This is a genomic window from Pseudomonas koreensis, assembly GCF_025447595.1.
Lineage (GTDB): Bacteria > Pseudomonadota > Gammaproteobacteria > Pseudomonadales > Pseudomonadaceae > Aquipseudomonas > Aquipseudomonas koreensis_H.
Genome location: NZ_JAOEJU010000001.1, coordinates 511891 through 538207 on the forward strand (window position 1 = coordinate 511891; position 26317 = coordinate 538207).

Below are 26317 nucleotides of genomic sequence, written 5' to 3' on the forward strand. Positions count from 1 at the left end.
CGTGCATGTTGCGTAAAACCCTTCTGGCCGGCCTGTGTGCCAGTGCTCTGATCTGTTCCCCGGTATTCGCCGCCGCTCCCAAAGAACTGCAAAGCGAGCAGGGCACTCTTGAAGTCACAACGATTACCCAAGGCCTCGAACACCCATGGGCCTTGGCTTTCCTGCCGGATCGTCAGGGCATGTTGGTGACCGAGCGCCCCGGCAACCTGCGCGTGGTAGGTGCTGACGGCAAACTGTCTGCACCGATCACCGGTGTGCCGGACGTCTGGGCCAAGGGGCAGGGCGGATTGCTCGATGTGGCGTTGTCACCGGATTTCAAACAGGACCGCCTCGTGTACCTGTCCTACGCCGAAGGCGGCGGTGCGGGTGGCAAGGCCGGGACGGCGGTAGGGCGCGGGCGTCTGTCGGATGACCTGAAAACCCTGAAGGACTTCAACGTGATTTTCCGTCAGGAACCGAAGCTGTCGGTCGGTAACCACTTCGGTTCCCGACTGGTGTTCGACCGGGACGGTTATCTGTTCATCACCCTGGGCGAAAACAACGACCGCCCGACCGCGCAGGATCTGGACAAGCTGCAAGGCAAGGTCGTGCGGATCTACCCCGACGGCAAGGTGCCCGATGACAACCCCTTTGTCGGCCAGTCCGGCGTACGTCCGGAGATCTGGTCCTACGGCCACCGCAATCCTCAGGGCGCGGCACTCAATCCCTGGACCGGAACCGTGTGGGAAAACGAGCACGGCCCGCGCGGTGGCGATGAGGTGAACATCATCGAGCGCGGCAAGAACTACGGCTGGCCGCTGGCGACCCACGGCATCAACTACTCCATGCAACCGATCCCGGAAGCCAAGGGCAAGACCGCCGAAGGCACGGTAGGGCCACACCATGTCTGGGAAAAATCCCCTGGTGTCACCGGCATGGCTTTCTACGATGCCGATCGCTTCAAACCGTGGCAGCACAACGTGTTCATCGGTGCGCTGGTGACGCAGGAACTGATCCGCTTGCAGTTCGACGGCGACAAAGTGGTACATGAAGAACGCTTGCTGGGTGAGTTGAAACAGCGGATCCGTGATGTGCGCCAGGGGCCGGACGGTTACCTGTATGTGCTGACCGATGAGTCCGACGGCTCGCTGTACAAGATCGGACTCAAATGAACCCTTCACGCGGGTGAGCGAGCGTAAAGCACCACCGCCGCCCGTAACTTGCCACGGCCGAAGCGGCACATCTTGTCGAACTCCCCATGGCTGACCGGCACGTGCTGGCAGTCCATGGGCTGGCGATGCTGGCTGTGATCGACATCAGGGTCGTGCAGGTAGACGAAGTCTTCATCGCAGTCGGTGACGATCACCCAGTGCGGCGACTTGGAACGGGTCAGTCGATAGCTGCTGATCAGCACCAGAGGCTGGCCACCGCCGGCCAGAAGTGCGGCTAAGTCCATCGTTACGCCAATGGATTGATCGACATCGGTGTCGCTCAGTTGCGCCATGAACTCGTCATGGACCAGGCGCATGACGTCTTTTTTATGCGCATCGCGCACGCCGTCGAGAAATAGCGGCCCGGACATGCTCAGTTGCAAACGCACTTTGAAACCCCGGCGCCAGGCCGCCAGTGCCAGGCCCTGCGGGCTGCAACCGCCGTGGCCGGCCGTCATGAACACCGTGGTTGCTTCGCGCCACAACTGCAATTCCTCGCGCCGCTCCAGCAAACGATCGGCCTGCAACGCCCCCATGGCCATCAGCAGGCAGGCCGGGCCGCAGGTGAAATCGGTGGTTTGTCGGTAATAGGGGTCCTTGATGTTGCGCGAATCGCGGTGCTGGAGAATGCGTTTCTCCAGACGCAGCGCGTCGGCGTGATCTTCGTAGTAGTCATGGATCAGCGCAAAGCGCCGGTAGCCGTTGCGTTCGTACAGAGCGATGGCGGCCGGATTGTCGGTGCGCACTTCCAGTCGCAAGTAGGCGCAGTCGTGCTCAAGCGCGCAGGTCTCGATCCGTTGCAGCAATTGTTTGCCCAGACCACCGCCGCGCGCTTCGGGGGCAATCGCAATGGAATACAGCCGGGCCAGCGAAGTGCCGCGATGAAACAGCACCAGCGCATAACCTGCCAGCTGGCCCTCGCACTCGGCCACCCACAATTGCCCGTGGGCCCGGGTGATCATCCATTGGAAACTGCGGCGGGTGAGCCGGTCCGTGGTGAAACAGTGCATCTCCAGCGTAAGCAACGCTGGCAAATCATCAACGACCGCCAGGCGAAAAACAGCATTCATATGACCACCGTAAAAGTTGCGTAACGAAACGGGACTTTCGAAAAACTTCGTGCTTAATAGAAAAGGTCTTGTTCTCCAACGGATCAATTTCTATGTCAGCGGTACAGGGTCATTGGCGCGAAGTATCCAGTCAAAGTTTGCCACCGGCAACTTATTTAAAACCTCGGATCAGAACTTCCAGTCAAGTGTTGATCATCGTCGAACGCAAGGAAGACTGGGCCTCGTACTTTCCCAGCGAAGACATCCTGACGGCCCAGGAATATCTCGAACAACCGCCGGACAACGAGCCGGGAAAACGGGTGCAGGTGATCAATCTGTGCCGCAGCTACAAGTACCTGGGCCACGGCTACTACTGCTCGCTGCTGGCTGAAGCCCGAGGGCACAAGGTGATTCCGTCGGTGCGCACCATCAGCGAACTGACGCGAAAATCCCTTTACGGCCTGGCGTTGGACGACCTGGATAAAACCCTGGAAAAAGCCCTCAGTCATCATCTCTACAGCGACACCGAAGGTTTTACGCTGACACTTTATTTCGGCAGAACCCATATCGAGCCGTTACAGGATCTGGCCCGACAGTTGTTTGAAGTGTTTCCTTGTCCGATTCTATTAGTTGAATTCCGTCGAACTAACGGCTGGCATATCGAAGGTATAAAGTCCGGCGCCCTGCACAAGTTGCGCGACGATCAGGAAGATCAGTTCGCCAATGCCCTGGACGGCTTCAGTCGCAAGATCTGGCGCGTTCCGCGTTCGCCGCAAGTGGCACGTTATGACCTGGCGATCCTGCACGATCCGCAGGAGGCGTTGCCGCCGTCCAACGCCCGCGCGCTGGAAAACTTTGTGCGGGTCGGCAAGGGCATGGGCATCGATGTCGAGCTGATAGAACGCAAGGATTACGCAAGGCTGGCCGAGTACGACGGTTTGCTGATTCGCGAGACCACCAGCGTCGACAACCACACTTACCGCTTCGCCAAGAAGGCCGAAAGCGAAGGCCTGGTGGTGATGGATGACCCGACATCGATCCTGCGCTGCACCAACAAGGTTTACCTCGCCGACCTGCTCAACAGCCATCAACTGGGCATGCCGGCCACGGAAATCCTCTACAAGGAGCGACCCGAAGACTTCGAGCGCGTCGGCGAACGTCTCGGTTTTCCATTGGTGCTGAAGATCCCGGATGGCTGTTTCTCCCGTGGCGTGATCAAGGTCGAGAGCCAAGAGGCTTTGCTCGAAGCCACCGCTGAACTGTTCGAACATTCGGTGCTGTTGCTGGCCCAGGAATTCTTCTACACCGAGTACGACTGGCGCATCGGCGTGCTCAACCGCAAACCGATCTTCGCCTGCCAGTACTTCATGTCCAAGGGCCATTGGCAGATCTACAACCACAAGGCCAAGGGCCAGGACGTCAACGGCGAATGCCGCACGCTGGCAATCCACGAAGCGCCGCGCGCAGTGGTGGACCTGGCGGTGAAGACCGCCAACCTGATAGGCGACGGACTGTACGGCGTCGATTTGAAACAGGCCGGCGACAAAGTGGTGGTGATCGAGGTCAACGACAACCCGAACCTCGACGCCGGCATCGAAGACGCCTACCTGCAGGACGATCTGTATTCGCTGGTGCTGGAAGAGTTCGTGCGGCGCCTCGAACTCAAGCGCCGCGGCCAGGCCTGGTGACCGGCCGATGATCAACAGCTTTGCACTGAATCACGGTGGGTTGCTGCGGGTCGAGCGACTGGACGCCGAGGTGATGTTGTTCAGCGACCCGGACGCTGCCGAGCGCGATTTGCTCTACAGTCATTTCAAACTCGATGAGCACGCGCTGGCCTCGGCGCTGGACCCGGACGAGGTGTCGCGGATCGAGTTTCACCCCGATCACCTGTTTCTGATCTGGAAACGCCCGGAAAACTATTCCGGCGGCGGCAGCTTGGCGTTCGAAGTGTCGTCCTGCGGTTTGCTGTTCTCACCGGGTCAGTTGCTGGTCATCGCCACGGACGACACGCCGCTGCACGGTGTCGGTACACGTCAGCCATTGAACACACCGCTGGATGTGTTGCTGGATCTGCTGTTCAACAACATCCATCACTACCTCGGGCATCTCAAGGTGATCAAACTGGTCGCCCGGGAGTTGCAGCAGAAGTTCAACGCCTCGATGCAGAACCAGCATCTGGTGCAGATGTTCAACCTCAGCGAAAGCCTGATCTATTACATCAACGCCCTGCACAGCAACGGCGCGGTACTCACGCGGCTGCGCAATCACGCGGAAAAACAGCATTTCGGCAGCGAAGCGATCGGCCTGATTGACGACCTGATCATCGAAAACAACCAGTGCTACAAGCAGGCGGAAATCTATTCGACGGTGTTCTCCGGGCTGATCGATGCCAGGGGCAACCTGATGAACAACAGCATGAACAACCTGCTGCGCAAACTGACGCTGATCAACGTGGTGTTCCTGCCGCTCAACCTGATTGCGAGCATTGGCGGCATGTCGGAATTCAGCATGATGACCGCCGGGACGCCGTGGTGGGTGTCGTACCCGTTGTTTTTGGCGGCAATGCTGCTGGGGGCGGGCGGGATGCTGTTCGGGCTCAGGCGTCTGGCGAAATGATTCTGGCGTTCTTGCGGGCGCCATCGCGAGCAGGCTCGCTCCCACATTTGGAATGCATTTCCCTGTGGGAGCGTTCTTGCTCGCGATAGTATTCCCAACAACGCCTGATGATCCGGATCAACTCGCTGGTCGGGCAGCCAATACTTTCCTGCGCTCTTGAAACCCTCGGACCACCAGGTACAACAACGGCCCGACCGACACAAACACCGCCGTCAGCAACAGATACGGCACCACCGACCAGCCCGACTGCCCACGCTTGCGCGCGTCCTTGTACATCCAGATGCCGGCCAGGGTTGCCAGCAGATAGAGATCGATCACCACTTGCGCGGTGTCTGGGCGCGACATCAGGCTGATGCCGAAGTCGATCAGCGACTGTTCGGCTTGTAGCATCACGCTAACGGTGTAGCCGCTGAAGGCAATCAACGCGGTGAGGGGCAGGGCGATGGACATCAGGTATTCCTTCCTTGGGCAGATGAGCGAAAGGCCAGCCTACAGACCCGCCGCAAAATTCGCCATTGACTTGCCCGCAGCGCCCGAGCTAATTTCGGGGCCATGACTTCCACCGTACTGCGCTGCCAGCCAAGCATTATTACCGCCATTCCTCATTTGGCGGGCTAGCTCACGACTGCAGCACCCAACCCGCCCTAGAGGCGGGTTTTCATTTTCTGTCTCCGGGGTTCTGAATCAAACGTCAGGAGACGACCATGCGCTACAGCCCCGTCCAGCAAGCCCTGCTTGAGCAGTACGTGAAAAAGATCCTCGCCGCGCCGGTGTATGAACTGGCGGTGCGCACGCCGCTGCAACCGGCGTCGGCGCTGTCCGAGGCGCTGGGCAACCGGATTCTGCTCAAGCGCGAAGACCTGCAACCGACGTTCTCCTTCAAGATCCGTGGTGCCTACAACAAACTGGTGCAGTTGAGCGATGCGCAGAAGGCCCGTGGCGTAATCACGGCCTCGGCGGGCAATCATGCGCAAGGCGTAGCGCTGGCAGCTCGGGAGCTGGGTATTTCTGCGACCATTGTCATGCCGGCAACCACCCCGGAGCTGAAAGTGCTGGGTGTCAGCAGTCGTGGGGCTGAAGCGCTGCTGCATGGCGAAAGCTTTCCGTTTGCCCTGGCCCACGCCCTGCAACTATCCGAGCAGACCGGACGGACGTTCGTTTCGCCGTTCGACGATCCTGACGTGATTGCTGGTCAAGGCACGGTCGCGATGGAAATCCTGCGCGAGCACCAAGGCGCACTGGATGCGATCTTCGTCCCGGTGGGCGGTGGCGGGTTGATCGCGGGCATCGCGGCGTACGTGAAATACCTGCGGCCGGAGGTGCGGATCATCGGCGTCGAGTCGGAGCACTCGGCCTGCCTGAAGGCTGCCATGCAAGCGGATGAGCGAGTGGTGCTGCCCAACGTGGGCACTTTCGCCGATGGCGTGGCGGTGGCGCAGATAGGCGCCTACGGGTTTGAGGTTTGCCGTTTCTGCGTGGATGAGGTCATCACCGTCAGCAACGACGAGCTCTGCGCGGCGATCAAGAACATCTACGACGATACCCGCTCGATCACCGAGCCTTCCGGCGCGTTGGCGGTTGCGGGCATCAAAAAGTACGTGGCGCAGACCGGCGCACGGAATCAGACGCTGATCGCCATCGATTCCGGCGCCAATATCAACTTTGACAGCTTGCGTCACGTCGCCGAGCGAGCGGCGGCCGGCGACGTGGCCTAAGGATGTTCAGGGCAGCAGCGGGCGCAGGAAGCTGCGCTCGTAGCTGATGATGAACTTCTTCTCCATCAGGTCCGCCACCAACGCGGTGCTTTCCGGGTCGGTCAGTGCAATGTGGCGATAGCTTTCGTAATCCGCCAGCGACGGAAAACTGAACAGGCAATACGCGATATTGCTCGCGCCTTCCGAGGGCAGGAAGTAGCCGTGATGCGTTCCGCCCAGCCGTTCGACGATGCCAAGCCAGGTCTTGGCGTAGGCTTCGAATGCGTCCAACTGGTAGGGATCAATCACGTATCTGACGTGGCAGGTAATCAAGGCTGCAGCTCCTTTGCAGATTATTCGGGTATTGCCACGCCGACCTTGTCCGAAGCCGACCAGATGCGGAAGCGCACTTCAACGTCCTGCGGTGCGTAAACCACGATCGGCAGCTTGCTGTTGTAGCGCACGGTGAAGCCGTCACCGATTACCGGTACGAACGCGCGTTTTTTCTGGATGCCGGGCGGGCAGGCCATCAGCGTGCTCATCGGGCCGCTGACTTTTTCCAGGCGGTAGAACGGATAGCCCCAGCCTTCGAGGTTTTTCTCTTCGAGGGTGCCGCCCAGGCGCTGGCGGTTGCAGTCGACTTCGAGGGTCTTGCCGGCGAGGATTTCGACTTTGAAATTTTCTTCCTGGGCTTGTTGCGGCAGGTGGATGACCTGGCGAGTGAAGCCCGCTTCGGCCTTCGGATAGGGCGCGGTGTCTTCAAGTTTGGCGGCGTGGGTGAGGGTGGACAGGCTGGCGAGCATCAGGCCGGCGGTCGCGTAAACAGTGAAATTTCCCATTGAAGCCTCCTGGCGGGTGTACGTTGGTTGACGGGCATTCTCACTGTCAGAGGCGATGAATGCAAACCGCCAGACGCATGCAAATTGCAGGGGCAGCACGATCAAATCTTGCATTTTGCAACTGGCCAGTGGCCTGTCTTTTTGCCAAACCATTGATTTTCAAGGAGGTGAAAGCGACCCGATGAAAGGCACGTTTTATGCGTTGATTTGGTGCGGCGCACCGAGTTTGGGCGCCTACACTCCAATGGGCATTTCGCAGTACAGCCGCTTGTCACACCCAGGGATTCAGCGGGGATACACCCGTGGGGAGATGTGGCAACGGTCAACGTGAATAGTTGATTGGCAGTCTCACAGTAAGGAGAGGTTTCGCCATGTTTCTGTCTGCCTTGGAACTCCGCAACATCATAGAAAGCAGCTTTCTACCGAAACGCTGCCAGTGCACGCTGTCCCCGGATCTGTCGATGACCGTCAAGGTGTATGGCGATCACCAGACCGATCAAGTTGAGCTGCTGGTGAGTGGCATCGATGCCAGTCACTTGAACAGCTGTCGCGAAATCAACGGCCTGATCGCCGGGTTGCGCTCGGATCTTGCGCAACATACGGCAACCCATTCAGTGCCGCGATCCCGAGTCGTCTAACCGACTGTTTCACCCAGTTCGACCGTCACGCGCCGGGCCTGCAAGAAGCCAAGGCCCAGCGCGAACTCGACCAGCACCGCGAGCAGAATCCCGGGGCCGGCGTGGCCGTTGAGCCATTCAGCAAACCCCAGCACCGCCAGGCCAAAACAGCCGACGATAAAGCCGTTGCTCAGGGCATTGCGCGCGATCGACACTGGCGCGTTGCGTACCAGGTAGAACATCACCCCCAACGCCGCAAACAGCACCGCACTGCGCCGTGCGACGAATCCGGCTGCTTCCGAATACTCGATGCTCCAGATCGCCAGCAACACCTGTGGCGCCAGCCCCCATGCCAGGGAAAGCAGAAAACACAGGCAGAAGGTGAGGGTCGAGAGCGTGCGAAACGACAACTGCATGGCGAATCCTTGCGGCAGTGAGGAGGGCCCCGAGCATACCCTTCGGAACCCGTGCTCGCCTACCGCAAGGCCGCAAATCAGAGCTTTCTGTCAGTTCTGGAAGTTGCAGGCGTCAGACAATTTCCGGTAACTGATTTCTTCGGGTTTGCCGGCGTTGTCGAGGTACTTCATGTCAGCAGTAATGACCTTGCATTGCTGCGTCTGCGGCTCGGTCATCGAGATCACTTTGCTGACGTGCAGCGGCATGCCGTATTCATAGGGCACAGCCTTGGCGTTGGCGGACGTGTCATTGGCCTGGGCCAGCCCGGCAAACGCGGTGCAGGCGAGGGCGGTGGTGAGCAGGAACGGACGAATGTTCATGATGGACTCCGGTGCGACGGAAATTGAGCTCGGCGGATTGCCAGCCAAACCTGCCGCACTCGGCGTCAGCCAAGGGCTGAGGGTGTGCGGTTCAGTAGAGTTTTTGACCGCGGCGTTAAGCGATGGTTAACCGGGCTGAACGCCGGCTGTCTGGGCGGGGATTGTTTCGCGGGGGCGTCTCGGCGGATTCCTACAAGGGTGGATGCCTTGTCTGCTTTCGGGGGCTGGAGTGGGGCGGTTATGGTTTGGCGTCGCTGCAAAATCAGCGACTCAGGTTTGGTCACCTAACGTAATCACCTGTGCATGTGTGCCATTATTCGCCCCGACGGACATTCGTGTCCGTGGAGTGCATTGCTGTGGCGGCTGTGTGCAGGGTCGCCTTCGGGCGAGCCGAGTCAGGTGGTTCTCGGTTGACCAAGCCTGTACACAGTCCGCCTCCCCATCGTTTGGTCACGGTGCTGGCGGTTACTTTCAAGCTGCCTTGAGTAATTCCAATGCCAATCCTGAAATCAAGCTCCGCCCGATATCTTCCGCTCAACAGCGGCGTCACCGACAGCGCACCGCTGGTCATCGACACTCAAGCCAACCCGAAAGACCTCGTCGAAGCCGCCGTGCAACGCATCCGCGCCGCAGCCGACCTGCTCGAAACCCTGCACTGCCTGTGCTTCAAACACGCCGACGTCCAGGACATTCCCCACATCACCCATGCGCTGTACCTGCTGACGCAGGATGGCAGCGATTTGCTGCAGGTTGCGCAGCAGAAAATGTTGAACTGGCAGGCGCCGGTTTAAAGTATCGGTAAAGGATGGAGGAGGAGTCGGACGATACTCCTCCCTGTTGAATTACCAAGAGCCATATGGCACGCCAAATTTCTCTACATAGGCTTTCGACACTGCGGAAAGTGGGCGATGCTTTCCTCCGGATGCTCCTTCGTAAGGGCCACGTGGATCAATTTCAGCTTGAACACGAGTAATTTCAATGGGGGGCAGGCATGGACCGAGAGCCCAGAGTTTTGCAACGCCACCTGGAGCAAGTCCGATGACCAAAGCTTCTCGATAATCTGTAATCCATTTCCCATCGGCAGCGCAGTAGGCTTTCTCCCCTTTTCGCATGATTTCTCTAGCCGACTCAGGGATGTCAATTCCGACTTGATAGGTTTGAGGTTCAACCAAGGACTGCCATCGGACGTAGATTTTTTTTGGGAGGTCTGCGCCTGTTACGTACTTTCCCTTTCCCCAGCCCGGCTTATTCGGCCAGCCTTTTGGATCCCCAGAGTTATGAGTAGGAGTCTGAATTGCAGCAACGCCGCTCATGGCCCGTCGGTACACCTGTCCTTGAATATCAATTACATCGGCTGTTTCGATCCACACTTCCATATAGTTGGGCGCAGAGAAACCCAATCGCCAAGCCTCATAGGGCAGAGAAGCACCATGAGTAGTCGAGCACGCCACAAGAAAGGAAACAAAGATGTGTAGTCGCAGGTACTTCAAAGAAAATCCACCACGGTTTTCGTTGGTCAGTGCATACGCCTATTTCACTGAATTGCTTTTATAACAGGATCTTTATAGTTTTCATCGATTTCTATCCCTGCAGCACGGGCATTGTTTTCAGCAGCAATACGCGCATCATGGTCTCGCTTTAATTGAGTAGGCAACAGCTCTTTCCATCTTGCCTTTTCTTCATCTTTGGTAAAACCTGAAGACCAGAAGTCGCGCTCGCTCAGGAACTCCATCGATAATAAATATGTTCCCGCCTTGTCCGGGGTGTCTTTGGAATCACGGCGCCAGGCTTTAAAAGTCAGATAGACGCCATCATTGTAAAAATACCAATTGTAAAATGATTCAACTTTCAGCCAGCGATCAATGTCAAGCTCGTAGTCCGGATCCAGCCAAGGATGGCTGGAAGCCAAGTGCCCCAATACGTTGTCTGGTGAAGGAATTTTTCCTATCTGAGACCCGGAAATCCTAGGGTCCCCTGGATAGAAATAGTGTTTCCAGCCAGCTGATTGTATTTTTTTTAGCAGGTCATAAATAAAGTCTTTTTGTTTTTCGTGCGGGCTGTTGTCAGGGAGTCCTCTCACTGTGATATCAAGATTTTCAATGGTGTCGCCGATTTTTTTGTCTATCACCATCGTGATGCTTGTAACATTTTCAATTGCAAGTGAGGTGTTTGAGTTTTTTATTGTTGCCGTAGGTAGATCTTTTTCATTTGCCGATTTTTTAAATTTGTACCAGCAGAGATCTAGTTCACTCATGCACTCTTGAGAGATTTTTAACGGGGTGCTTTGTACAGTAGTTTCTATTTTGTCGTGCAGCTCTATTTCAATGTGGTTTTGTACATTTGTCATGTTGGAATCACCATCGTTGCAAGCAGCAAGTAACAGGCCAGAAAAAAACACCCATAAAAATTTCATTTGGCATTTGACCAGGTGGCAATCGTCTTGATTTGGCCTTCCATGTAGCTTTCTCGTTCTCCCATGAGCTTGTGGTATTGCTTGGCGATGGACCCGATAAATTCCATTCGATCTGTTTCGTCGTAGAGATCGCCTTCCGACATCTGGACTCTGAGCTCTGGATTCTCAACATCGCAAGCAGTACTTAACGCAGCGACTCGTACCGGTACAAATGGTGCCCACTCGAAACCAGCTTGCATTTTTAATGTTGCTCTAAATGGTGTGCTTTCATAAATCAATGGTTGCAGGATCCGACGTTGTTCGTGGTCGGCGATGGCCAACAATGAGGTAAGTTGGGCATTTCTTCTTGCGGGTCCCTGAGAAAGCTCCTCGGTTGATTTTATTGCTTTAAAACCTTTAATAACGTCACTGGTTACAGCCAGGTTGTTTAATATTGGCAGCGCGTCATCTGCCCAAGGCAAGCTGTCGATGTTGGTTTTTATCTGGCCTTCACAGCTCCGCGCGTTGCGCTCTGGAGCGCACTCATCAAACTGATCTTTATATTTTGCGTAAAACCAATGCCAAACAAAAATATCTTGAAATAGCCAGAAATTCCCTTTCCCTAGGGAGTTTTTTCCAATTCGCAAGGGAGGCTGTACGATTGGCGGGGTAAGCGCGAGATAAGGGTCATTGGGAATAAAGTCTAGCCCACACTTAACTTGCTTGCTTGCAAAAGCGGCCAAACCCATCCAGTAGAATCGGCCTTTTAGTTCTGGTTTTCCATCTTCGCCAGATTCGAGGTAGAAGCCGGCATAAGCAGCCGCAATTCTAGCGGCCCGTGCACTGAAGTCAGAGATCAGCTCGTACTTTCCTGAGCTTGAGGATCGTTGTTTGCTTAGGCGTCGTATAGCTTCTTCTTGCCCCATGGCCCACAATTTTTCGCAACCAAGGACAACTTCATGTACAGAACATTTTTTGTCGTTGGTGGTGAATGTAGTAATCGGTGGCGTGCTCATTTGTTCCGGCTCGCTTCATAATCATCGGCACCAGACGGAACAGACAGCTCGTCCCATACAAGGTGAGCCTTCACAGGCTCCTTGGAATCTGTTTGCACTCTTGGGTGAAGCCCTTCAGCATCGCTCTTTGATATTTGCGGTGCTGTTTCTGAAGGGATAATCAGTGCTGTCTTGACGGATTTGACGGGCTTACCAAGTTTTGTCACGAATTTTAGTTGTTCGTCAAAACGGTCTTCTATCACTTTCGCTTTAAGCACGCTTCCAGCTCTGGCCTGATCTGCAATGAGTGGTATCAACGGCGGTAGAATCGCGATCCCGGTGCCGGCACCCGGCGCACCGCCGGTGTTGGCCTTCACCTCCGCACCGCTGATGGTCACGCCACCGGCATCGACCTTGACGAAACTGCCGCCAGCCTTGGCCGTCAGTTCCATGCCGCCTTCGATCACCACTTTGTCACCCGCGTGGTAGTGAATCTCCGTGCCCGCTTCCACGAACTGACCGGTGCCGACCTTCACGTGCTGGGTCACGCCTACGGTCAGGTGATCGTTGGCGCGCATTTCGCTCTTGCGGTCCAGGTGAGTGATACGGTGTTCCTCGACCTTGAATTCACTTAAAACATTGGCTTCGACCGTGTCATGCCGTTCATTGCCGACGCGAATCTTCTGGTCGTGCTCGATGTTCTCGTCCCAGTCGCGCTGGGCGTGGATGTAGATCTGCTCCACACCTTTCTTGTCTTCGATGCGGAACTCGTTGTAGCCCTTGCCGCCCGGGGAGCTCAGGGTCTTGAAGGTGCTGCGGGTCTTGTTCGCCGGCAGGTCGTAGGGGACGACGTTTTCCTTGTGGTACAGGCAGCCGGTAACCAATGGCTGGTCGGGGTCGCCTTCGAGAAAGGTCACCAGCACTTCCATGCCGATGCGTGGGATGGCGATGCCGCCGTAGGCTGCGCCGGCCCAGCCGCTGGCGACGCGCAGCCAGCAAGTGGTCTTGTCGTCGGCCTGGCCTTCGCGGTCCCAGTGGAATTGCACCTTCACGCGGCCGTACTGGTCGCAGTGGATCTCTTCGCCGGCGGGGCCGGTGACGATGGCGGTCTGGCTGCCGAGGACTTTCGGTTTCGGGTGTTCGAGAGCAGGGCGATAGTGGGCGTCCCACGGGGTGGCCACGAAGCTGTTGCGGTAGCCCTGGTGGAAATCGCTCTTGTTGTCGGTAACGTCGCTGGTGACGTTTTCGCCCAGCACTTGCGGCTGTTTGCCTTCGTGGAAGATTTCGAGCAACAGCCACAGGTCGTTCCATTCGGCGCGGGGGTGTTCGGCCAATGTGAGGAAATGGCCGGTCGTCAGCGTCGGCTCGTCACCTTTGCCTTCAGCGAGTTTGTAGTCGCTGCGATGGCGTTCCAGCGCGCGGGTCGACAGGAACTTGCCGCGCTCGCGTGTGGTGAAACGGCCGGGGTAGTCGTAATCCTCCAGGTCCGGCATGAACTCGGATTTGACGGCACCTTCGGGCAGGATTTTCGGTTTCTCGAAATCGTAGTCGCGGCGGCTGACCCGGCTGGTGCGGGTTTCCAGGCGCAGGTTGAAGCGCTTGATCACTGGTTTGTCGGCGGTCATGCCGGAGTCTTGCTGGTAGTTGACCGGTTTCAGTTTGCGGAACACGGTCTGGTCGTCGCCGAACACCAGCTTGTGGCCGCCGCTGCTGTGCTGGAAGTGGAAGTGAATGCCTTCCTCTTCGCACAGGCGCTGGATGAAATGCAGGTCGGATTCATCGTACTGCACGCAGTAATCGCGTTCCGGATACTCGGCACCGAGCTGGAAGCTGTAGGCATTGGCCAGGATCCCGCGATCTTCGAGCACCTGGGCGATGATCTTCGGCACCGTCAGTTGCTGGAAAATCTGCTGGTCATGGTTGTGCCGCAGGTAGGCCAGTTGCGGCACCAGGCTCAGGCTGTAACGGGTCAGGGTCTTGCCGGAATCACCTTGCTCGATGCGATACACCAGACCATGAATCTTGCCCTCGCCAGTGGCGCCGAAAGTCAGGCAGCCGGGCTTGTGCAGGAGTTCTTCAAGATTGAGGTCGGGGCGGGCGCTGACCAGTTCGAGGTCGAAACGGAACGGTTCGTTGAGGGCTTCGCGACCGGTGAAGCTGAGGACTTGCAGGTCGGCGGAAGCGCCTTCGAGCGTGAGGGTAATGTGGGTAGCGTTGGCGTCCAGCATGCCTAGATTTCCGTCCATTGAATAAGCAAGAGACGGATGGTGCAGGATTAGCCGGGCTCGTACAACCCGCAAATGCCCGTCAGGGGCGTAGGGTTTTCCCCTAGAACGGGCGGTTTCGTCAATGGATACGAGGCTTTTGCGACTGTCCGGTCATTTCAGCTCGATGACTTCAAAGCCTTTTTTGTCGGGCATCGCGTTCATCCCTTCGGGTTCTCCCGGCTGGCCTTTTGGGCTGATGTAGTCGTAGACGATGAATTTTTCAGGGATTTCATAACCTTCGTTGGGGATGACCAGGCGCATTTGTCGAGCACTCAGGTAAAGAAAGACCGGAAGGGCCTTCTCGGCAAAATCAATGCGCTCCAGGATTCCGCTGTCTGGATTCTTGCGTAAAACGGCGCCTTTCAAATACGGAGATCCATAGTTCAGGGCGTAGATCAGACCGGAGCCGGCGCACTTTGTCATGGCGACTTCGCCAACAAAATCCGAATCGGGCATGTCGGTGAAAGCCGTTTCGGTCTGGCTGTTGATCTTGACGAAAAGTCGTTGTCCGTCCTCGCTGGAGGTGGACAGCAGGGAAACCGTCGATCCGTCCGAAAGTGGACAGTCCAGAAGGTCTTTTTTAACGTCTGCAAAAGCGGGATGACAGGCAAGTGCGAGGATGAAAGGGAACCACAGCTTTTTCATTTCAATGTATCCCTGAGCACATCCATCGATGTTTGGGTTGGCGTCCAGCTTTCTGGCGCACTCACTGATTTTCCGGTAGTAAACGCCGTTCGATTTGCCGCGGTACTTTTTGTACGCCTCCTCGGTAGAACTCGAAATATCCAGCCAGTATTGCATGTACTCAGTACCGATCCTGATGTTCTGGGCTTCGTCCCAGATAAGGGGGGATGCGTAAAAAGCCGCTCCGGCGCTGAACGCCTCATCCGTCTGGGCCTGGTTTGGCATGCGACCCAGTTCCTTTTTCTTTCGGTATTTATAGACTTGCTTGACCGCCGGCTCCTGCATTTGCATGAGCCCCCGGGCGGAGTGTTTTCCACGACCGGCTTCAGGATCGAAGTGCGACTCCATGTAGATCTGGCAAATCACTGTGTTGGTGTCGATTTTCGATTGGTTGTTGGCTTCTACCAGTTTCCGTATTTCCTTCAATCGTTTGTTGTCTTCCACGGCAACTTTGGCCGAGGCTGTGTCCGCTTTCGGAGTGAGAGGTTTCTGAGCGGTGGTCAGTGGCTTGTTCTTGGCCATTTCAGTCGTCCCATCCTGGGGTGATCGGTGGAATGTCATCAAAGACTTCGATCACTGCCATTTCTGCTTCCGTGCTCGAAATCTTTGCAGTCTTGCCTTCTTCATTGGTGCGTCCAACGATGCTTTTGCCGGAAGGCGGTCCTGATGACATACGGGAAGTTCTTGAGCGGTCGCCCGGTATCCTGACTGGTGACAAGGAAGTCCAGATCATGTTCGGACTTCTCGGGGACGATCTTGCGCTCCAGCAATTGCCCGACGCTCCCCATGGCGGCTGCCACAGGAATCAGAGGGGTGAGAATCCCGATCCCGATCCCGGTTCCCGCCCCCCGCGCACCACCGCTGTTGGCTTTCACTTCCGCACCGCTGATGGTCACGCCACCCGCATCGACCTTGACGAAACTCCCGCCAGCCTTGGCAGTGAGTTCCATCCCGCCTTCGATCACCACTTTTTCTCCAGCGTGGTAATGAATCTCCGTGCCCGCTTCCACGAACTGACCGGTGCCGACCTTCACGTGCTGGGTCACGCCTACGGTCAGGTGATCGTTGGCGCGCATTTCGCTCTTGCGGTCCAGGTGAGTGATACGGTGTTCCTCGACCTTGAATTCACTTAAAACATTGGCTTCGACCGTGTCATGCCGTTCATTGCCGACGCGAATCTTCTGGTCGTGCTCGATGTTCTCGTCCCAGTCGCGCTGGGCGTGGATGTAGATCTGCTCCACACCTTTCTTGTCTTCGATGCGGAACTCGTTGTAGCCCTTGCCGCCCGGGGAGCTCAGGGTCTTGAAGGTGCTGCGGGTCTTGTTCGCCGGCAGGTCGTAGGGGACGACGTTTTCCTTGTGGTACAGGCAGCCGGTAACCAATGGCTGGTCGGGGTCGCCTTCGAGAAAGGTCACCAGCACTTCCATGCCGATGCGTGGGATGGCGATGCCGCCGTAGGCTGCGCCGGCCCAGCCGCTGGCGACGCGCAGCCAGCAAGTGGTCTTGTCGTCGGCCTGGCCTTCGCGGTCCCAGTGGAATTGCACCTTCACGCGGCCGTACTGGTCGCAGTGGATCTCTTCGCCGGCGGGGCCGGTGACGATGGCGGTCTGGCTGCCGAGGACTTTCGGTTTCGGGTGTTCGAGAGCAGGGCGATAGTGGGCGTCCCACGGGGTGGCCACGAAGCTGTTGCGGTAGCCCTGGTGGAAATCGCTCTTGTTGTCGGTAACGTCGCTGGTGACGTTTTCGCCCAGCACTTGCGGCTGTTTGCCTTCGTGGAAGATTTCGAGCAACAGCCACAGGTCGTTCCATTCGGCGCGGGGGTGTTCGGCCAATGTGAGGAAATGGCCGGTCGTCAGCGTCGGCTCGTCACCTTTGCCTTCAGCGAGTTTGTAGTCGCTGCGATGGCGTTCCAGCGCGCGGGTCGACAGGAACTTGCCGCGCTCGCGTGTGGTGAAACGGCCGGGGTAGTCGTAATCCTCCAGGTCCGGCATGAACTCGGATTTGACGGCACCTTCGGGCAGGATTTTCGGTTTCTCGAAATCGTAGTCGCGGCGGCTGACCCGGCTGGTGCGGGTTTCCAGGCGCAGGTTGAAGCGCTTGATCACTGGTTTGTCGGCGGTCATGCCGGAGTCTTGCTGGTAGTTGACCGGTTTCAGTTTGCGGAACACGGTCTGGTCGTCGCCGAACACCAGCTTGTGGCCGCCGCTGCTGTGCTGGAAGTGGAAGTGAATGCCTTCCTCTTCGCACAGGCGCTGGATGAAATGCAGGTCGGATTCATCGTACTGCACGCAGTAATCGCGTTCCGGATACTCGGCACCGAGCTGGAAGCTGTAGGCATTGGCCAGGATCCCGCGATCTTCGAGCACCTGGGCGATGATCTTCGGCACCGTCAGTTGCTGGAAAATCTGCTGGTCATGGTTGTGCCGCAGGTAGGCCAGTTGCGGCACCAGGCTCAGGCTGTAACGGGTCAGGGTCTTGCCGGAATCACCTTGCTCGATGCGATACACCAGACCATGAATCTTGCCCTCGCCAGTGGCGCCGAAGGTCAGGCAGCCGGGCTTGTGCAGGAGTTCTTCAAGATTGAGGTCGGGACGGGCGCTGACCAGTTCGATGTCGAAACGGAACGGTTCGTTGAGGGCTTCGCGACCGGTGAAACTGAGGACTTGCAGATCGGCGGAAGCGCCTTCAATGGAGAAGCTGATGTGAATGGCATTAGCGTCCAGCATGCTTTGAATTCCATCCGTGAATAAGCAGGATGCAAATGTAGCGGGATTCGCCAGAAGCGCACAATCGAAAAATCCTGTAGACCGCACGCGGGTCGGAACAACCAGTCAGTTTCAGACTAAAGTCGCCTGTAGCACGTCAAAGCCATCTGCCATCATTGCCGCTCACCCCGCGTGTTCACTGCCTCCCGGTTCTTTATCGATCCGGGACGGGAGCTATTTCTGGTTGTTTGCGCCTCTGCGCAATCGTTGTTCTGTTGGAGTTTTCAATGCGTCCCCCATTTCCCCTCATCACCCCGCGCCAGTCGCTTGGCTTCGGAGCGTTCGTGCTGTGCGCCGGTTTTACCGCGCAGGTCCAGGCCAGCGGCTTTTTCGAAGACACCACGGCGAAGATCGAGTCGCGCACGGTGTACTTCAACCGCGATTTCCGTGACGGGCACACCTCCAGTGATCAGGGCGCGTCCAAGCGCGAAGAGTCGGCGCAGGGCTTCATTCTCAATCTGCAATCGGGCTACACCGAAGGCACGGTCGGTTTTGGTATCGATGCGCTGGGCATGGCGGGTTTTCAGCTCGATTCCAGCCCGGATCGAAGCAACAGCGGCCTGCTGCCGTCCAGCGGTGAGAGCCCGCGCGGTTCGAAAGGTCAGTACGCGAAAATGGGCCTGACCGCCAAGGTGAAAGTCTCGGATACGGTGCTGAAATACGGCGCGCTGCTGCCGGATCTGCCGTTGCTCAAGTACAACGACGGTCGTCTGCTGCCGACCATGTTCAACGGCGCGATGCTGACCTCCAAAGAGGTGAAGGATCTGACCTTCATGGCCGCGCGTCTGGACAAGTACACCGCCCGGGATTCGACCGATTCGCAAGACATCCGTGTGCACTGCAAGAACAAGCGCTATGCCTGCAACACCACTGCCGATCATTTCGACATGTACGGCTTCGACTACAAGATCAACGATCGCCTGACCGCGCAATATCACTATGCCGAACTGGAAGATATCTATCGCCAGCACTTCGTGGGTCTGCTGGCCAATCAGCCGCTGGGTGACGGCGTGCTGAAAGCCGATCTGCGTTTGCTGAAAAGCGCCGACAGCGGTGATGCGAAAGCCGGTTCCATCGACAACCGGGCGTTGAGCGGCATGCTGTCCTACGGCATCAGTGGTCATACCTTCAGTGCCGGCTGGCAGCGCATGAACGGCGACAACTCGATGCCGTATCTGGATGGCAGCAACCCGTACCTGGTGAACTACGTGCAGGTCAACGACTTCGCCGCCGCGCAGGAGCGTTCCTGGCAGCTGCGTTATGACTATGACTTCAAGGCGATCGGCATCAACGGCCTGAGTTTCCTGACCCGCTACGTGAACGGCGATCACATCAAGGTGCCGGGCAGCGATCAGGAAGGCAAAGAGTGGGAACGTGACAGCGAGCTGAAGTACGTGATTCAGACCGGCACGTTCAAGGACGTCAGCCTGCGGTTGCGTAATGCGACTTACCGCACCAACTACGAGAAGTTCGCCCGGGATGTGGATGAGACCCGGTTGATCGTGAGTTACAACTTTTCGGTGTTGTAACCCATAGGTTGGCGGTGTCTGAGCTGACGCCATCGCGAGCAAGCTCGCTCCCACAGGTTTCCCCGGGTGCTCACTAAATTGTGGTCACCCTAAATCCCTGTGGGAGCGAGCTTGCTCGCGAATGCGTCCGTAAGAGCACTGAGGGTCAGAGCCAATGCCAGAACCGGCTCCAGAACCCGCGATTCAGATCATCCTTGCACGCCGCATATTGCTGGCCGTACATGTCCGAGCGGTTCTGCACCTTGCGCGCAGTGGGCATCAGCCACGCTTTGCTGGCATAGGTCTTCTGCCGAAAACCGCCCCAGCCTTCGTGGTAGTTGAGGTACTGGTTGTAGGCGTCGTACTTGTACACGCCGTTGATCGAGGTGGTCTTGTCCATGTACCAGCCGACAAAGTCGATGGCGTCATCGAAGTCTTCGCGATCGGCGCCATATCGGCCGGTGCTTTTCTGGTAGTCGGACCAGACCTCATCCTTGGCCTGCGCATAACCCGACGCCGTCGAAACCCGGCCCCACGGGATCACCCACAACAGGTATTTGCGCGGCGTCTTGGCGTCGTAGCGGTAGCCGGACTCCTGATACATGATCGCGAACGGCACCTCGATCGGTACGCCCCAGCGCTTTTGCGTGACTTGCGCCGCGTCGTACCAATCACTTTTTTCCCGGAAAATCTCGCAGAGGTTTTCCGGCGAACGCGGTGGCGATGTTCCGCAACCGGTCAACAGTGCCGCCAATACCAACAGTCCAACCGTGCGCCGCGAATTCAAAAGCCGTCATCCCGTCGTGCAAAAAAGGGCGACAGTCTACGCGGTCAGGTCAACTGGTGGCGATAAGGCAAATCCGGACCTGTCTTGCTGCACGTCAGGGCAGCCGCCTGTACGGCAAACCTGAGCATGCCGTCGATCTGTTCACGGCTCAGGTGCTGAACGCCGTCCACCGAATCCAGCTCATGCTCGGTCAGCCAGGTGATCAACGCGGCCTGGAAGGTATCGCCGGCGCCGACGGTATCGGCAATCTTCACCGGACTTGCCGGCAATGACCATGAGCCATGAGCACGGCTGAATACCGTCGCGCCTTCACCGCCACGGGTCAGGAACACCACCTGGCAACGATGCTGCAACCAGCCTTCGATGACGCGCGCCGGATCCTGCTCGGGATACAGCAGGCTCAAGTCTTCGTCGCTGACCTTGATCAAGTCCGCCAACGGCACCAGCGTAGCGATTCGTTCGCGCCACAGGTCGATGTTCGGCTCGGGGTTGAGGCGTACGTTCGGGTCGAGGCTGATCAGGCGTTTGCCGCTTTCACGCTGCACCAGCGCAAGCAAGGTGTCGGCAATCGGCTGCACCACCAGCGAGAAGGAACCGAAGTGCAAACCGCGCACTTCAGGGCCCAGCGATGGCAGATGCGCCAGGCTCAATTGGCGGTCGGCGCAGCCTTCGCCGCGGAAGCTGTAATGCGGCGAGCCATTGGCGCCCACTGCGACCATCGCCAACGTGGTCGGCGCGGCGAAATCCACCAGATAGTCCGGGCGTACGCCTTCATCCTGCAGCACCTGCTGCAAACGCCGGCCGAGGTAGTCGGTGGACAGCCCGCCGAAAAGAGCCGAATCCACGCCCAGTCGGCGCAGGCCCACCGCCACGTTGAACGGCGAGCCACCGGCAATCGCCTTGAAATTGACTTTCGACGCCTGCCCGCCGGCATCGTCTTCGCTGAAGAAATCGAACAGCGCTTCGCCACACACCAGGTACATAGTTGTTTGCTCTTTATAAGGTTGCGACATGCAGTCGATAGCGTTCATAGGCCTGCTGGAAGGCTGCGACGTTCGCGGCAACCGGCAGGGTTTCACTGTTCAGGTCGAGCTTCACGCAGCGCTGGCACAGATCGGCCAGGGTGTCTTCGTGGCCGTTCGACCACGACTTGCACCACGCCGCCTGAATCGCCGCGCCCAGCGCAGCGGCTTCGCTTTGCTCGGTGCAGATCACCGGGGTGTTCATGATGTCGGCGACGATCTGGCGCCACACCGCACTTTTCGATCCGCCGCCGATCAGGCAAATGCTGCGGCTTTGTAAACCATTCTGGCGTAGCAGATCCAGTCCATAACGCAGGCCGAAGGTGGTGCCCTCGACGGCGGCGCGGCACAGATTGGCTTGCGTCAGGTTATCGATCGTCAGGCCGTGCAGGCTGCCGGTGGCGTGGGGCAGGGGAGGCACGCGTTCGCCGTTGAGGAACGGCAACATGCTCACGCCTTCTGCGCCAATCGGGGCCTGGGCCACCAAGGTATTGAAAGCGTCGAGATCGAGATCGAACAGTTCGCGGATCGCGCCGGTGGCGTTGGTCAGGTTCATGGTGCAGATCAACGGCAGCCAGCCGCCGCTGGAGGAGCAGAAGGTCGCGACCGATGCGTCCGGGCTGACCTTCGGCGCTTCGGCGTAGGCGTACACCGTGCCGGAAGAGCCGAGGCTCATGGTGATTGCGCCCGGTTGAATATTGCCGGTGCCAATGGCGCCCATCATGTTGTCGCCGCCACCGCTGGACACCAGCGCGTTGGGGTTGATCCCCAGTTGTTCGGCGATTGCCGGCAGGATTGTGCCGACTGTTTGATGGGCGTCGATCAGTTCCGGCAGCGCGGATTGCAGACGACCACTGGCGTCGATGTCGCGCAGCAACTGCAAATCCCATTCGCGGGTGCGCACGTTGAAATAACCGGTGCCGGACGCATCGCCGTATTCGCTGCAGGAGCGCCCGGTGAGCCAGAAATTCAGGTAGTCGTGGGGCAGAAGGATGCGTGCGATTTGCGAGAACACCTGCGGATGCTGTTCCTTGGTCCACAGCAGTTTCGACACGGTGTAGCCCGGCGCGATGACCACGCCGAGGCGTTCCAGCGAGCCTTGTTCACCGCCCAGGTGAGTCAGCAGGCGGTCGTTTTCAGGCGTAGTTTCGGTGTCGCACCAGAGCTTGGCCGGGCGCAAGACCTGGCCTTGGTCGTCGAGCAGCACCAGCCCGTGTTGCTGGCCGGAAACGCCGATGCCGAGGATCGACTGGCCGTCGACATTTGCCGCCAATAAAGCGCGGCGGGTGGCGAGGGCGAAGGCTTCCAGCCATTGCGCGGTGTCTTGCTCGCGACGCCCGTTGGCGCCGCTGATCATCGTGTGGGCGGCGGCGCCCTGGCCCAACACCTGACCGCTGGTGGCGTCGAGGATGATGGCTTTGGTGCCTTGGGTGCCGCAGTCGATGCCGAGGAACAGTTGCTGTGTTGTCATGTGCGCTCCACACAGATCGAGGGACGCGGAGCGTCCCGGGCTGCATTCCCACGCAGAGCGTGGGAACGATCAGGTCAACAGGTGTTCGAGGGTGCGAGTCACGCCTTCTTCGCGCAAGCCGTTCAGACACCATTCAAACGCCGCCACAAACTCCTTCGAGCGCGGTATCGCCACCCCGAAAATCTCCTCGACCCCCAGCAACCGTTCAGTGATCAAGGCATCTTCCGCTACCAACGCCTGACAGAACGCCGCCCGAGGATCCGGAATCGAGTAAGTGTCGCCATTCTCGTCCACACCCTTCAAGTACAGCGCCCAGGCCGCCACCACCAGCGCTGCCCGTTTGGTCTCGCGCCCATCGGCAATCAGCCGATTGATCGTCGGAATGGTGAACTTGGGAAACTTCGACGACCCATCCGAGCAAACACGCTCCAGCTGATCGGCTATCGCCTGATTGGAGAACCGCGCCACCAGGGTGTCCTTGTACTCGGTCAGGTCGATCCCCGGCACCGGCGACAATTGCGGGGTCACGTCCAGATCCATATAGGCGCGCATGTAGCGCACGAACAGCGGGTCGTTCATGGTCTCGTGAACGAAGCGGTAACCCTTCAAAAAGCCCAGATAAGTCAGCGCCAGATGGCTGCCGTTGAGCAGTTTGATCTTCATTTCTTCATAGGGCGAAACATCGTCGGTGAACTGCACGCCGACCTTTTCCCAGGCCGGGCGGCCGTTGACGAACTTGTCTTCCAGTACCCATTGCACGAAGGGTTCGCAGACCACCGGCCAGGCGTCGTCGACGGCGTGTTTGTCCGCCAGTTGCAGGCGATGCGCGGTGCTGGTCATCGGTGTGATGCGGTCGACCATGGCGTTGGGGAAGCTGACGTTGGCGTCGATCCAGTCGCGCAGGTCCGGATCCAGCAACGCGGTGAAGGCCAGCAGCGCCTTGCGGGTAACCGCGCCGTTGTGCGGCAGGTTATCGCAGGACATCACGGTAAACGCCGGAATGCCCGCCGAACGCCGTCTGGCCAGCGCCGCACAGAGGAAACCGAACACGGTTTTCGGCTGTTGCGGGTACGTCAGGTCGTGCTGAATCTGCGGCAGGTGCGCCATGAACTCGCCGTTGCTGTCATCGATGCAATAACCGCCCTCGGTGATGGTCAGCGAAACGATGCGGATCTGCGGATCGGCGAGTTTGTCGATCAGCACCTGGGCACTGTCCTCGGCCAGCAGCATGTCGCGGATCGCGCCGATGACGCGGACTTCGGTGTCGTCGCTGTCGCCGAGTTCGAACAGGGTGAACAGGTAGTCCTGCTCCTTGAGATCGTCACGGGCACGGCGGTCTTCGGCGCGCAGGCCGACGCCGCAAATCGCCCAGTCCAGCGCTTCGCCGGTGTTCATCAGCGCATCGGTGTAATACGCCTGATGCGCGCGATGGAAGCCGCCGACGCCAATGTGAGCGATGCCCTGGCGTGTGTCGCTGAGGCTGTAGGCCGGCAGTTTCACTTCGGCGGCCAGGCGGTTGAGGTTTTGCTTGTTCAGTTTCATCGGGTCAGTCTCGAAATCAGGCGGCCGCGCGCAGCGGGCGGGTCAGCGCCACGCCGTCGGCATCGAACAGATGGCAGTGGGCAGCGTCCAGGTGCAGGTTCAGTTGTTCGCCGTAACGGCTCGCCAGATCACCGCGCACGCGCATGGTCAGGGCTTCGCCGGCGTTGGTCTTGACGTGGCAGAAGGTGTCGCTGCCCAGACGTTCGCTGACGTCGGCGGTGACTTGCAGGGTGCAGTCGCCCGCTTGCGCCAGTTCCAGATGTTCCGGACGAATGCCCAGGGTCACGGCGCTGCCGACGCTCAGGTTCGCCGCATTGAACGGCAGGGTGATGCGGGTGCCGGCGTCCAGCGAGACTTCGCAGCTCGCGCCATCGATCCGGGCGATCTTGCCTTTTAGGAAGCCCATTTTTGGCGTGCCGAGGAAACCGGCGACGAACAGATTGGCGGGGTTGTGATACAGCTCCAGCGGCGAGCCGACCTGCTCGATCTTCCCGCCATTGAGCACCACGACTTTGTCGGCCATGGTCATGGCTTCGACCTGATCGTGGGTCACGTAGATCATGGTTGCTTTCAAGTCTTTGTGCAGGCGCAGCAACTCCAGGCGCATCTGCACTCGCAGGGCGGCGTCGAGGTTGGACAGCGGTTCGTCGAACAGGAAAATTTTCGGGTTGCGCACGATCGCCCGGCCGATGGCCACGCGTTGACGCTGGCCGCCGGACAACTGCTTCGGTTTGCGCTCGAGCATCGGCCCGAGTTCGAGAATGCGCGCCGCTTCGCCGACTTTTTTCTCAACTTCGGCTTTCGGTACGCCGGCGAGGTCGAGGGCGAACGACATGTTTTTCTTCACCGTCATGTGCGGGTACAAGGCGTAGGTCTGGAACACCATCGCCAGATCGCGCTTGGCCGGACTGACTTCGGTGATGTCGCGCCCGTCCAGTTCGATGGTGCCGCCGCTGACTTCTTCAAGGCCTGCGATCAGTCTCAGCAGGGTGGATTTGCCGCAGCCCGACGGGCCGACGAACACCACGAATTCCTTGTCGTTCACCTCAAGGTCGATGCCCTTGATGATGGAAAAACCTTCAAAGCCTTTTTGCAGATTCTTGATTTTCAGGTTGGCCATGGTGATGGGCCTCCACAATTTTTATTCAGTTGAACCGGATGGGCTTTTCTGTAGGAGTGAGCCTGCTCGCGATGGGGCCGTGTCAGTCGACATCATTGTTGCAAGACACACCGCTATCGCGAGCAGGCTCGCTCCCACAGGGGCATTCATTTGACGGCGCCGAACGACAGGCCGCGCACCAGTTGTTTCTGGCTGATCCAGCCAAAGATCAGGATCGGCGCGCAGGCCAGGGTCGAGACAGCCGACAACTTGGCCCAGAACAAGCCTTCGGGGCTTGAGTAGGAGGCGATCAGTGCGGTCAGTGGCGCGGCTTTGGACGAGGTCAGGTTCAGCGACCAGAACGCCTCGTTCCAGCACAGGATCAGCGACAGCAGCACGGTCGAGGCCAGACCGCCCTTGGCGATCGGCAACAGTACGCGGAGCATTTCCTGGGCGAGGGTGGCGCCGTCGAGGCGGGCGGCTTCGAGGATGTCTTTGGGGATGTCTTTGAAGTAGGTGTAAACCATCCAGACCACGATCGGCAGGTTGATCAGCGTGTAGATCACGATCAGTGCGATGCGCGTGTCGAGCAGGCCGAAACTCTTGGCCAGCAGGTAGATCGGCATCAGCACGCCCACCGGCGGCAGCATCTTGGTGGAGAGCATCCACAGCAGCGTGCCTTTGGTGCGCTGGGTTTCGTAGAACGCCATCGAGTAGGCCGCCGGCACCGCGATCAGCAGGCAAAGAGCCGTGGCGCTGAAGGAAATGACCACCGAGTTCCAGGCGAAGCTGAAGTAGTCGCTGCGCTCGTTGATGTGCAGGTAGTTCTCCAGCGTCGGCGTGAAGATGAACTGCGGCGGCGTGGCGAAGGCGTCGATTTCGGTCTTGAAACTGGTCAGCACCATCCAGAAGATCGGGAAGAAAATGATGATCGCGATGGCCCAGGCCAGCGTGCCGAGCAGCAGGCTTTGCAGCCGGCGGGATTGTTGGAGAGTCATGGC

25 protein-coding genes and 1 pseudogene are annotated in these 26317 nt (G+C 58.4%); 8 read left to right on the forward strand and 18 right to left on the reverse strand.

Annotation, left to right across the window (positions count from 1 at the left end):
- The first annotated feature begins 5 nt into the window (after positions 1-5).
- Positions 6-1151, forward strand: coding sequence for a PQQ-dependent sugar dehydrogenase (locus N8H71_RS02225; protein WP_262192597.1), 1146 nt, complete (start codon positions 6-8; stop codon positions 1149-1151).
- Positions 1152-1156: 5 nt separating this feature from the next.
- On the opposite strand, the gene rimI is transcribed toward N8H71_RS02225, so the two are convergent.
- The gene (gene rimI / locus N8H71_RS02230) at positions 1157-2260 is read right to left on the reverse strand and encodes a ribosomal protein S18-alanine N-acetyltransferase (RefSeq protein ID WP_262192598.1); all 1104 of its coding nucleotides are present in this window, start codon (positions 2258-2260) and stop codon (positions 1157-1159) included.
- 92 nt (positions 2261-2352) lie between these two features.
- On the opposite strand from rimI, the gene N8H71_RS02235 reads away from it, so the two are divergent.
- Together N8H71_RS02235 and N8H71_RS02240 are read left to right on the forward strand one after the other, a co-directional pair.
- Positions 2353-3927 carry a RimK family protein gene (locus N8H71_RS02235; protein ID WP_262192599.1) on the forward strand — a complete coding sequence of 525 codons (1575 nt, stop codon included), beginning with the start codon at positions 2353-2355 and terminating at the stop codon, positions 3925-3927.
- A 7-nt stretch (positions 3928-3934) separates the two neighbouring features.
- A complete protein-coding gene (locus tag N8H71_RS02240; RefSeq protein ID WP_262192600.1) occupies positions 3935-4858 on the forward strand; it encodes a magnesium transporter CorA family protein in 924 nt (307 codons plus the stop codon).
- A 117-nt stretch (positions 4859-4975) separates the two neighbouring features.
- Here the strand turns inward: N8H71_RS02240 and N8H71_RS02245 are convergent, their stop codons facing one another.
- Positions 4976-5311, reverse strand: coding sequence for a DUF2834 domain-containing protein (locus N8H71_RS02245; protein ID WP_262192953.1), 336 nt, complete (start codon positions 5309-5311; stop codon positions 4976-4978).
- 251 nt (positions 5312-5562) lie between these two features.
- On the opposite strand from N8H71_RS02245, the pseudogene ilvA reads away from it, so the two are divergent.
- A pseudogene (ilvA, locus tag N8H71_RS02250) lies at positions 5563-6564 on the forward strand (threonine ammonia-lyase, biosynthetic); the annotation flags it as partial.
- A 15-nt stretch (positions 6565-6579) separates the two neighbouring features.
- On the opposite strand, the gene N8H71_RS02255 reads toward ilvA, so the two are convergent.
- Positions 6580-6885 (reverse strand): NIPSNAP family protein, encoded by a 306-nt coding sequence (locus tag N8H71_RS02255; RefSeq protein ID WP_085709756.1) that lies wholly within the window; start codon positions 6883-6885, stop codon positions 6580-6582.
- A 20-nt stretch (positions 6886-6905) separates the two neighbouring features.
- The gene (gene eco, locus N8H71_RS02260; RefSeq protein ID WP_262192601.1) at positions 6906-7391 is read right to left on the reverse strand and encodes a serine protease inhibitor ecotin; all 486 of its coding nucleotides are present in this window, start codon (positions 7389-7391) and stop codon (positions 6906-6908) included.
- A 371-nt stretch (positions 7392-7762) separates the two neighbouring features.
- On the opposite strand from eco, the gene N8H71_RS02265 reads away from it, so the two are divergent.
- Complete coding sequence (locus N8H71_RS02265; RefSeq protein ID WP_230730835.1) at positions 7763-8029, forward strand: DUF1652 domain-containing protein; 267 nt, start codon at positions 7763-7765, stop codon at positions 8027-8029.
- Here the strand turns inward: N8H71_RS02265 and N8H71_RS02270 are convergent.
- Together N8H71_RS02270 and N8H71_RS02275 are read right to left on the reverse strand one after the other, a co-directional pair.
- On the reverse strand, positions 8026-8424 hold the full coding sequence (locus N8H71_RS02270) for a hypothetical protein (RefSeq protein WP_262192602.1): 399 nt from the start codon (positions 8422-8424) through the stop codon (positions 8026-8028). The genes N8H71_RS02265 and N8H71_RS02270 overlap by 4 nt on opposite strands.
- Before the next feature lie 90 nt (positions 8425-8514).
- Positions 8515-8784, reverse strand: a complete 270-nt coding sequence (locus N8H71_RS02275) for a DUF2790 domain-containing protein (protein ID WP_262192604.1) — start codon at positions 8782-8784, stop codon at positions 8515-8517.
- On the opposite strand from N8H71_RS02275, the gene N8H71_RS02280 reads away from it, so the two are divergent.
- Positions 8777-8914 (forward strand): hypothetical protein, encoded by a 138-nt coding sequence (locus N8H71_RS02280; protein WP_262192606.1) that lies wholly within the window; start codon positions 8777-8779, stop codon positions 8912-8914. The genes N8H71_RS02275 and N8H71_RS02280 overlap by 8 nt on opposite strands.
- A 364-nt stretch (positions 8915-9278) precedes the next feature.
- The gene (locus N8H71_RS02285) at positions 9279-9575 is read left to right on the forward strand and encodes a hypothetical protein (RefSeq protein ID WP_262192608.1); all 297 of its coding nucleotides are present in this window, start codon (positions 9279-9281) and stop codon (positions 9573-9575) included.
- A 51-nt stretch (positions 9576-9626) separates the two neighbouring features.
- Here the strand turns inward: N8H71_RS02285 and N8H71_RS02290 are convergent, their stop codons facing one another.
- The 6 genes from N8H71_RS02290 to tssI form a co-directional block, all read right to left on the reverse strand.
- A complete protein-coding gene (locus N8H71_RS02290) occupies positions 9627-10265 on the reverse strand; it encodes a DUF2931 family protein (RefSeq protein ID WP_279309509.1) in 639 nt (212 codons plus the stop codon).
- 53 nt (positions 10266-10318) lie between these two features.
- Positions 10319-11197, reverse strand: coding sequence for a hypothetical protein (locus N8H71_RS02295; RefSeq protein ID WP_262192609.1), 879 nt, complete (start codon positions 11195-11197; stop codon positions 10319-10321).
- Positions 11194-12192, reverse strand: coding sequence for a DUF2515 family protein (locus tag N8H71_RS02300; RefSeq protein ID WP_262192610.1), 999 nt, complete (start codon positions 12190-12192; stop codon positions 11194-11196). The genes N8H71_RS02295 and N8H71_RS02300 overlap by 4 nt, the downstream gene beginning before the upstream one ends.
- Positions 12189-14399 (reverse strand): type VI secretion system tip protein VgrG, encoded by a 2211-nt coding sequence (locus N8H71_RS02305; RefSeq protein ID WP_262192611.1) that lies wholly within the window; start codon positions 14397-14399, stop codon positions 12189-12191. The genes N8H71_RS02300 and N8H71_RS02305 overlap by 4 nt, the downstream gene beginning before the upstream one ends.
- Positions 14400-14549: 150 nt before the next feature.
- Positions 14550-15644: a hypothetical protein gene (locus N8H71_RS02310; protein WP_262192612.1), complete on the reverse strand. Its 1095-nt coding sequence runs from the start codon at positions 15642-15644 to the stop codon at positions 14550-14552.
- A gap of 101 nt (positions 15645-15745) precedes the next feature.
- Complete coding sequence (gene tssI, locus N8H71_RS02315; protein ID WP_262192614.1) at positions 15746-17848, reverse strand: type VI secretion system tip protein VgrG; 2103 nt, start codon at positions 17846-17848, stop codon at positions 15746-15748.
- A 266-nt stretch (positions 17849-18114) separates the two neighbouring features.
- On the opposite strand from tssI, the gene N8H71_RS02320 reads away from it, so the two are divergent.
- On the forward strand, positions 18115-19416 hold the full coding sequence (locus N8H71_RS02320) for an OprD family porin (protein WP_262192616.1): 1302 nt from the start codon (positions 18115-18117) through the stop codon (positions 19414-19416).
- Between the two features lie 145 nt (positions 19417-19561).
- On the opposite strand, the gene N8H71_RS02325 is transcribed toward N8H71_RS02320, so the two are convergent.
- The 6 genes from N8H71_RS02325 to N8H71_RS02350 form a co-directional block, all read right to left on the reverse strand.
- The gene (locus tag N8H71_RS02325; protein ID WP_262192618.1) at positions 19562-20182 is read right to left on the reverse strand and encodes a hypothetical protein; all 621 of its coding nucleotides are present in this window, start codon (positions 20180-20182) and stop codon (positions 19562-19564) included.
- A 44-nt stretch (positions 20183-20226) separates the two neighbouring features.
- On the reverse strand, positions 20227-21165 hold the full coding sequence (locus N8H71_RS02330) for a carbohydrate kinase family protein (protein WP_262192619.1): 939 nt from the start codon (positions 21163-21165) through the stop codon (positions 20227-20229).
- Positions 21166-21178: 13 nt separating this feature from the next.
- Entirely contained in the window at positions 21179-22675 is a 1497-nt protein-coding gene (gene xylB / locus N8H71_RS02335) for a xylulokinase (protein ID WP_262192621.1), read from the reverse strand.
- Between the two features lie 69 nt (positions 22676-22744).
- The gene (locus N8H71_RS02340; protein WP_262192622.1) at positions 22745-24217 is read right to left on the reverse strand and encodes a mannitol dehydrogenase family protein; all 1473 of its coding nucleotides are present in this window, start codon (positions 24215-24217) and stop codon (positions 22745-22747) included.
- Between the two features lie 16 nt (positions 24218-24233).
- Positions 24234-25337, reverse strand: coding sequence for an ABC transporter ATP-binding protein (locus tag N8H71_RS02345; protein ID WP_262192624.1), 1104 nt, complete (start codon positions 25335-25337; stop codon positions 24234-24236).
- 146 nt (positions 25338-25483) lie between these two features.
- Complete coding sequence (locus N8H71_RS02350) at positions 25484-26314, reverse strand: carbohydrate ABC transporter permease (RefSeq protein WP_007957423.1); 831 nt, start codon at positions 26312-26314, stop codon at positions 25484-25486.
- Positions 26315-26317 lie beyond the last annotated feature (3 nt).

Bases quoted from the DNA above. Each gene is read 5' to 3' on its own strand.
- N8H71_RS02270 (WP_262192602.1), bottom strand. From the start codon at position 8,424: ATGCAGTTGTCGTTTCGCACGCTCTCGACCCTCACCTTCTGCCTGTGT.
- N8H71_RS02295 (WP_262192609.1), bottom strand. From the start codon at position 11,197: ATGAAATTTTTATGGGTGTTTTTTTCTGGCCTGTTACTTGCTGCTTGC.
- N8H71_RS02265 (WP_230730835.1), top strand. From the start codon at position 7,763: ATGTTTCTGTCTGCCTTGGAACTCCGCAACATCATAGAAAGCAGCTTT.
- N8H71_RS02310 (WP_262192612.1), bottom strand. From the start codon at position 15,644: ATGGCCAAGAACAAGCCACTGACCACCGCTCAGAAACCTCTCACTCCG.
- N8H71_RS02320 (WP_262192616.1), top strand. From the start codon at position 18,115: ATGCGTCCCCCATTTCCCCTCATCACCCCGCGCCAGTCGCTTGGCTTC.
- N8H71_RS02330 (WP_262192619.1), bottom strand. From the start codon at position 21,165: ATGTACCTGGTGTGTGGCGAAGCGCTGTTCGATTTCTTCAGCGAAGAC.
- N8H71_RS02280 (WP_262192606.1), top strand. From the start codon at position 8,777: ATGTTCATGATGGACTCCGGTGCGACGGAAATTGAGCTCGGCGGATTG.
- N8H71_RS02285 (WP_262192608.1), top strand. From the start codon at position 9,279: ATGCCAATCCTGAAATCAAGCTCCGCCCGATATCTTCCGCTCAACAGC.
- N8H71_RS02240 (WP_262192600.1), top strand. From the start codon at position 3,935: ATGATCAACAGCTTTGCACTGAATCACGGTGGGTTGCTGCGGGTCGAG.
- xylB (WP_262192621.1), bottom strand. From the start codon at position 22,675: ATGACAACACAGCAACTGTTCCTCGGCATCGACTGCGGCACCCAAGGC.
- eco (WP_262192601.1), bottom strand. From the start codon at position 7,391: ATGGGAAATTTCACTGTTTACGCGACCGCCGGCCTGATGCTCGCCAGC.
- rimI (WP_262192598.1), bottom strand. From the start codon at position 2,260: ATGAATGCTGTTTTTCGCCTGGCGGTCGTTGATGATTTGCCAGCGTTG.
- N8H71_RS02345 (WP_262192624.1), bottom strand. From the start codon at position 25,337: ATGGCCAACCTGAAAATCAAGAATCTGCAAAAAGGCTTTGAAGGTTTT.
- tssI (WP_262192614.1), bottom strand. From the start codon at position 17,848: ATGCTGGACGCTAATGCCATTCACATCAGCTTCTCCATTGAAGGCGCT.
- N8H71_RS02350 (WP_007957423.1), bottom strand. From the start codon at position 26,314: ATGACTCTCCAACAATCCCGCCGGCTGCAAAGCCTGCTGCTCGGCACG.
- N8H71_RS02275 (WP_262192604.1), bottom strand. From the start codon at position 8,784: ATGAACATTCGTCCGTTCCTGCTCACCACCGCCCTCGCCTGCACCGCG.
- N8H71_RS02225 (WP_262192597.1), top strand. From the start codon at position 6: ATGTTGCGTAAAACCCTTCTGGCCGGCCTGTGTGCCAGTGCTCTGATC.
- N8H71_RS02300 (WP_262192610.1), bottom strand. From the start codon at position 12,192: ATGAGCACGCCACCGATTACTACATTCACCACCAACGACAAAAAATGT.
- N8H71_RS02235 (WP_262192599.1), top strand. From the start codon at position 2,353: ATGTCAGCGGTACAGGGTCATTGGCGCGAAGTATCCAGTCAAAGTTTG.
- N8H71_RS02340 (WP_262192622.1), bottom strand. From the start codon at position 24,217: ATGAAACTGAACAAGCAAAACCTCAACCGCCTGGCCGCCGAAGTGAAA.
- N8H71_RS02305 (WP_262192611.1), bottom strand. From the start codon at position 14,399: ATGCTGGACGCCAACGCTACCCACATTACCCTCACGCTCGAAGGCGCT.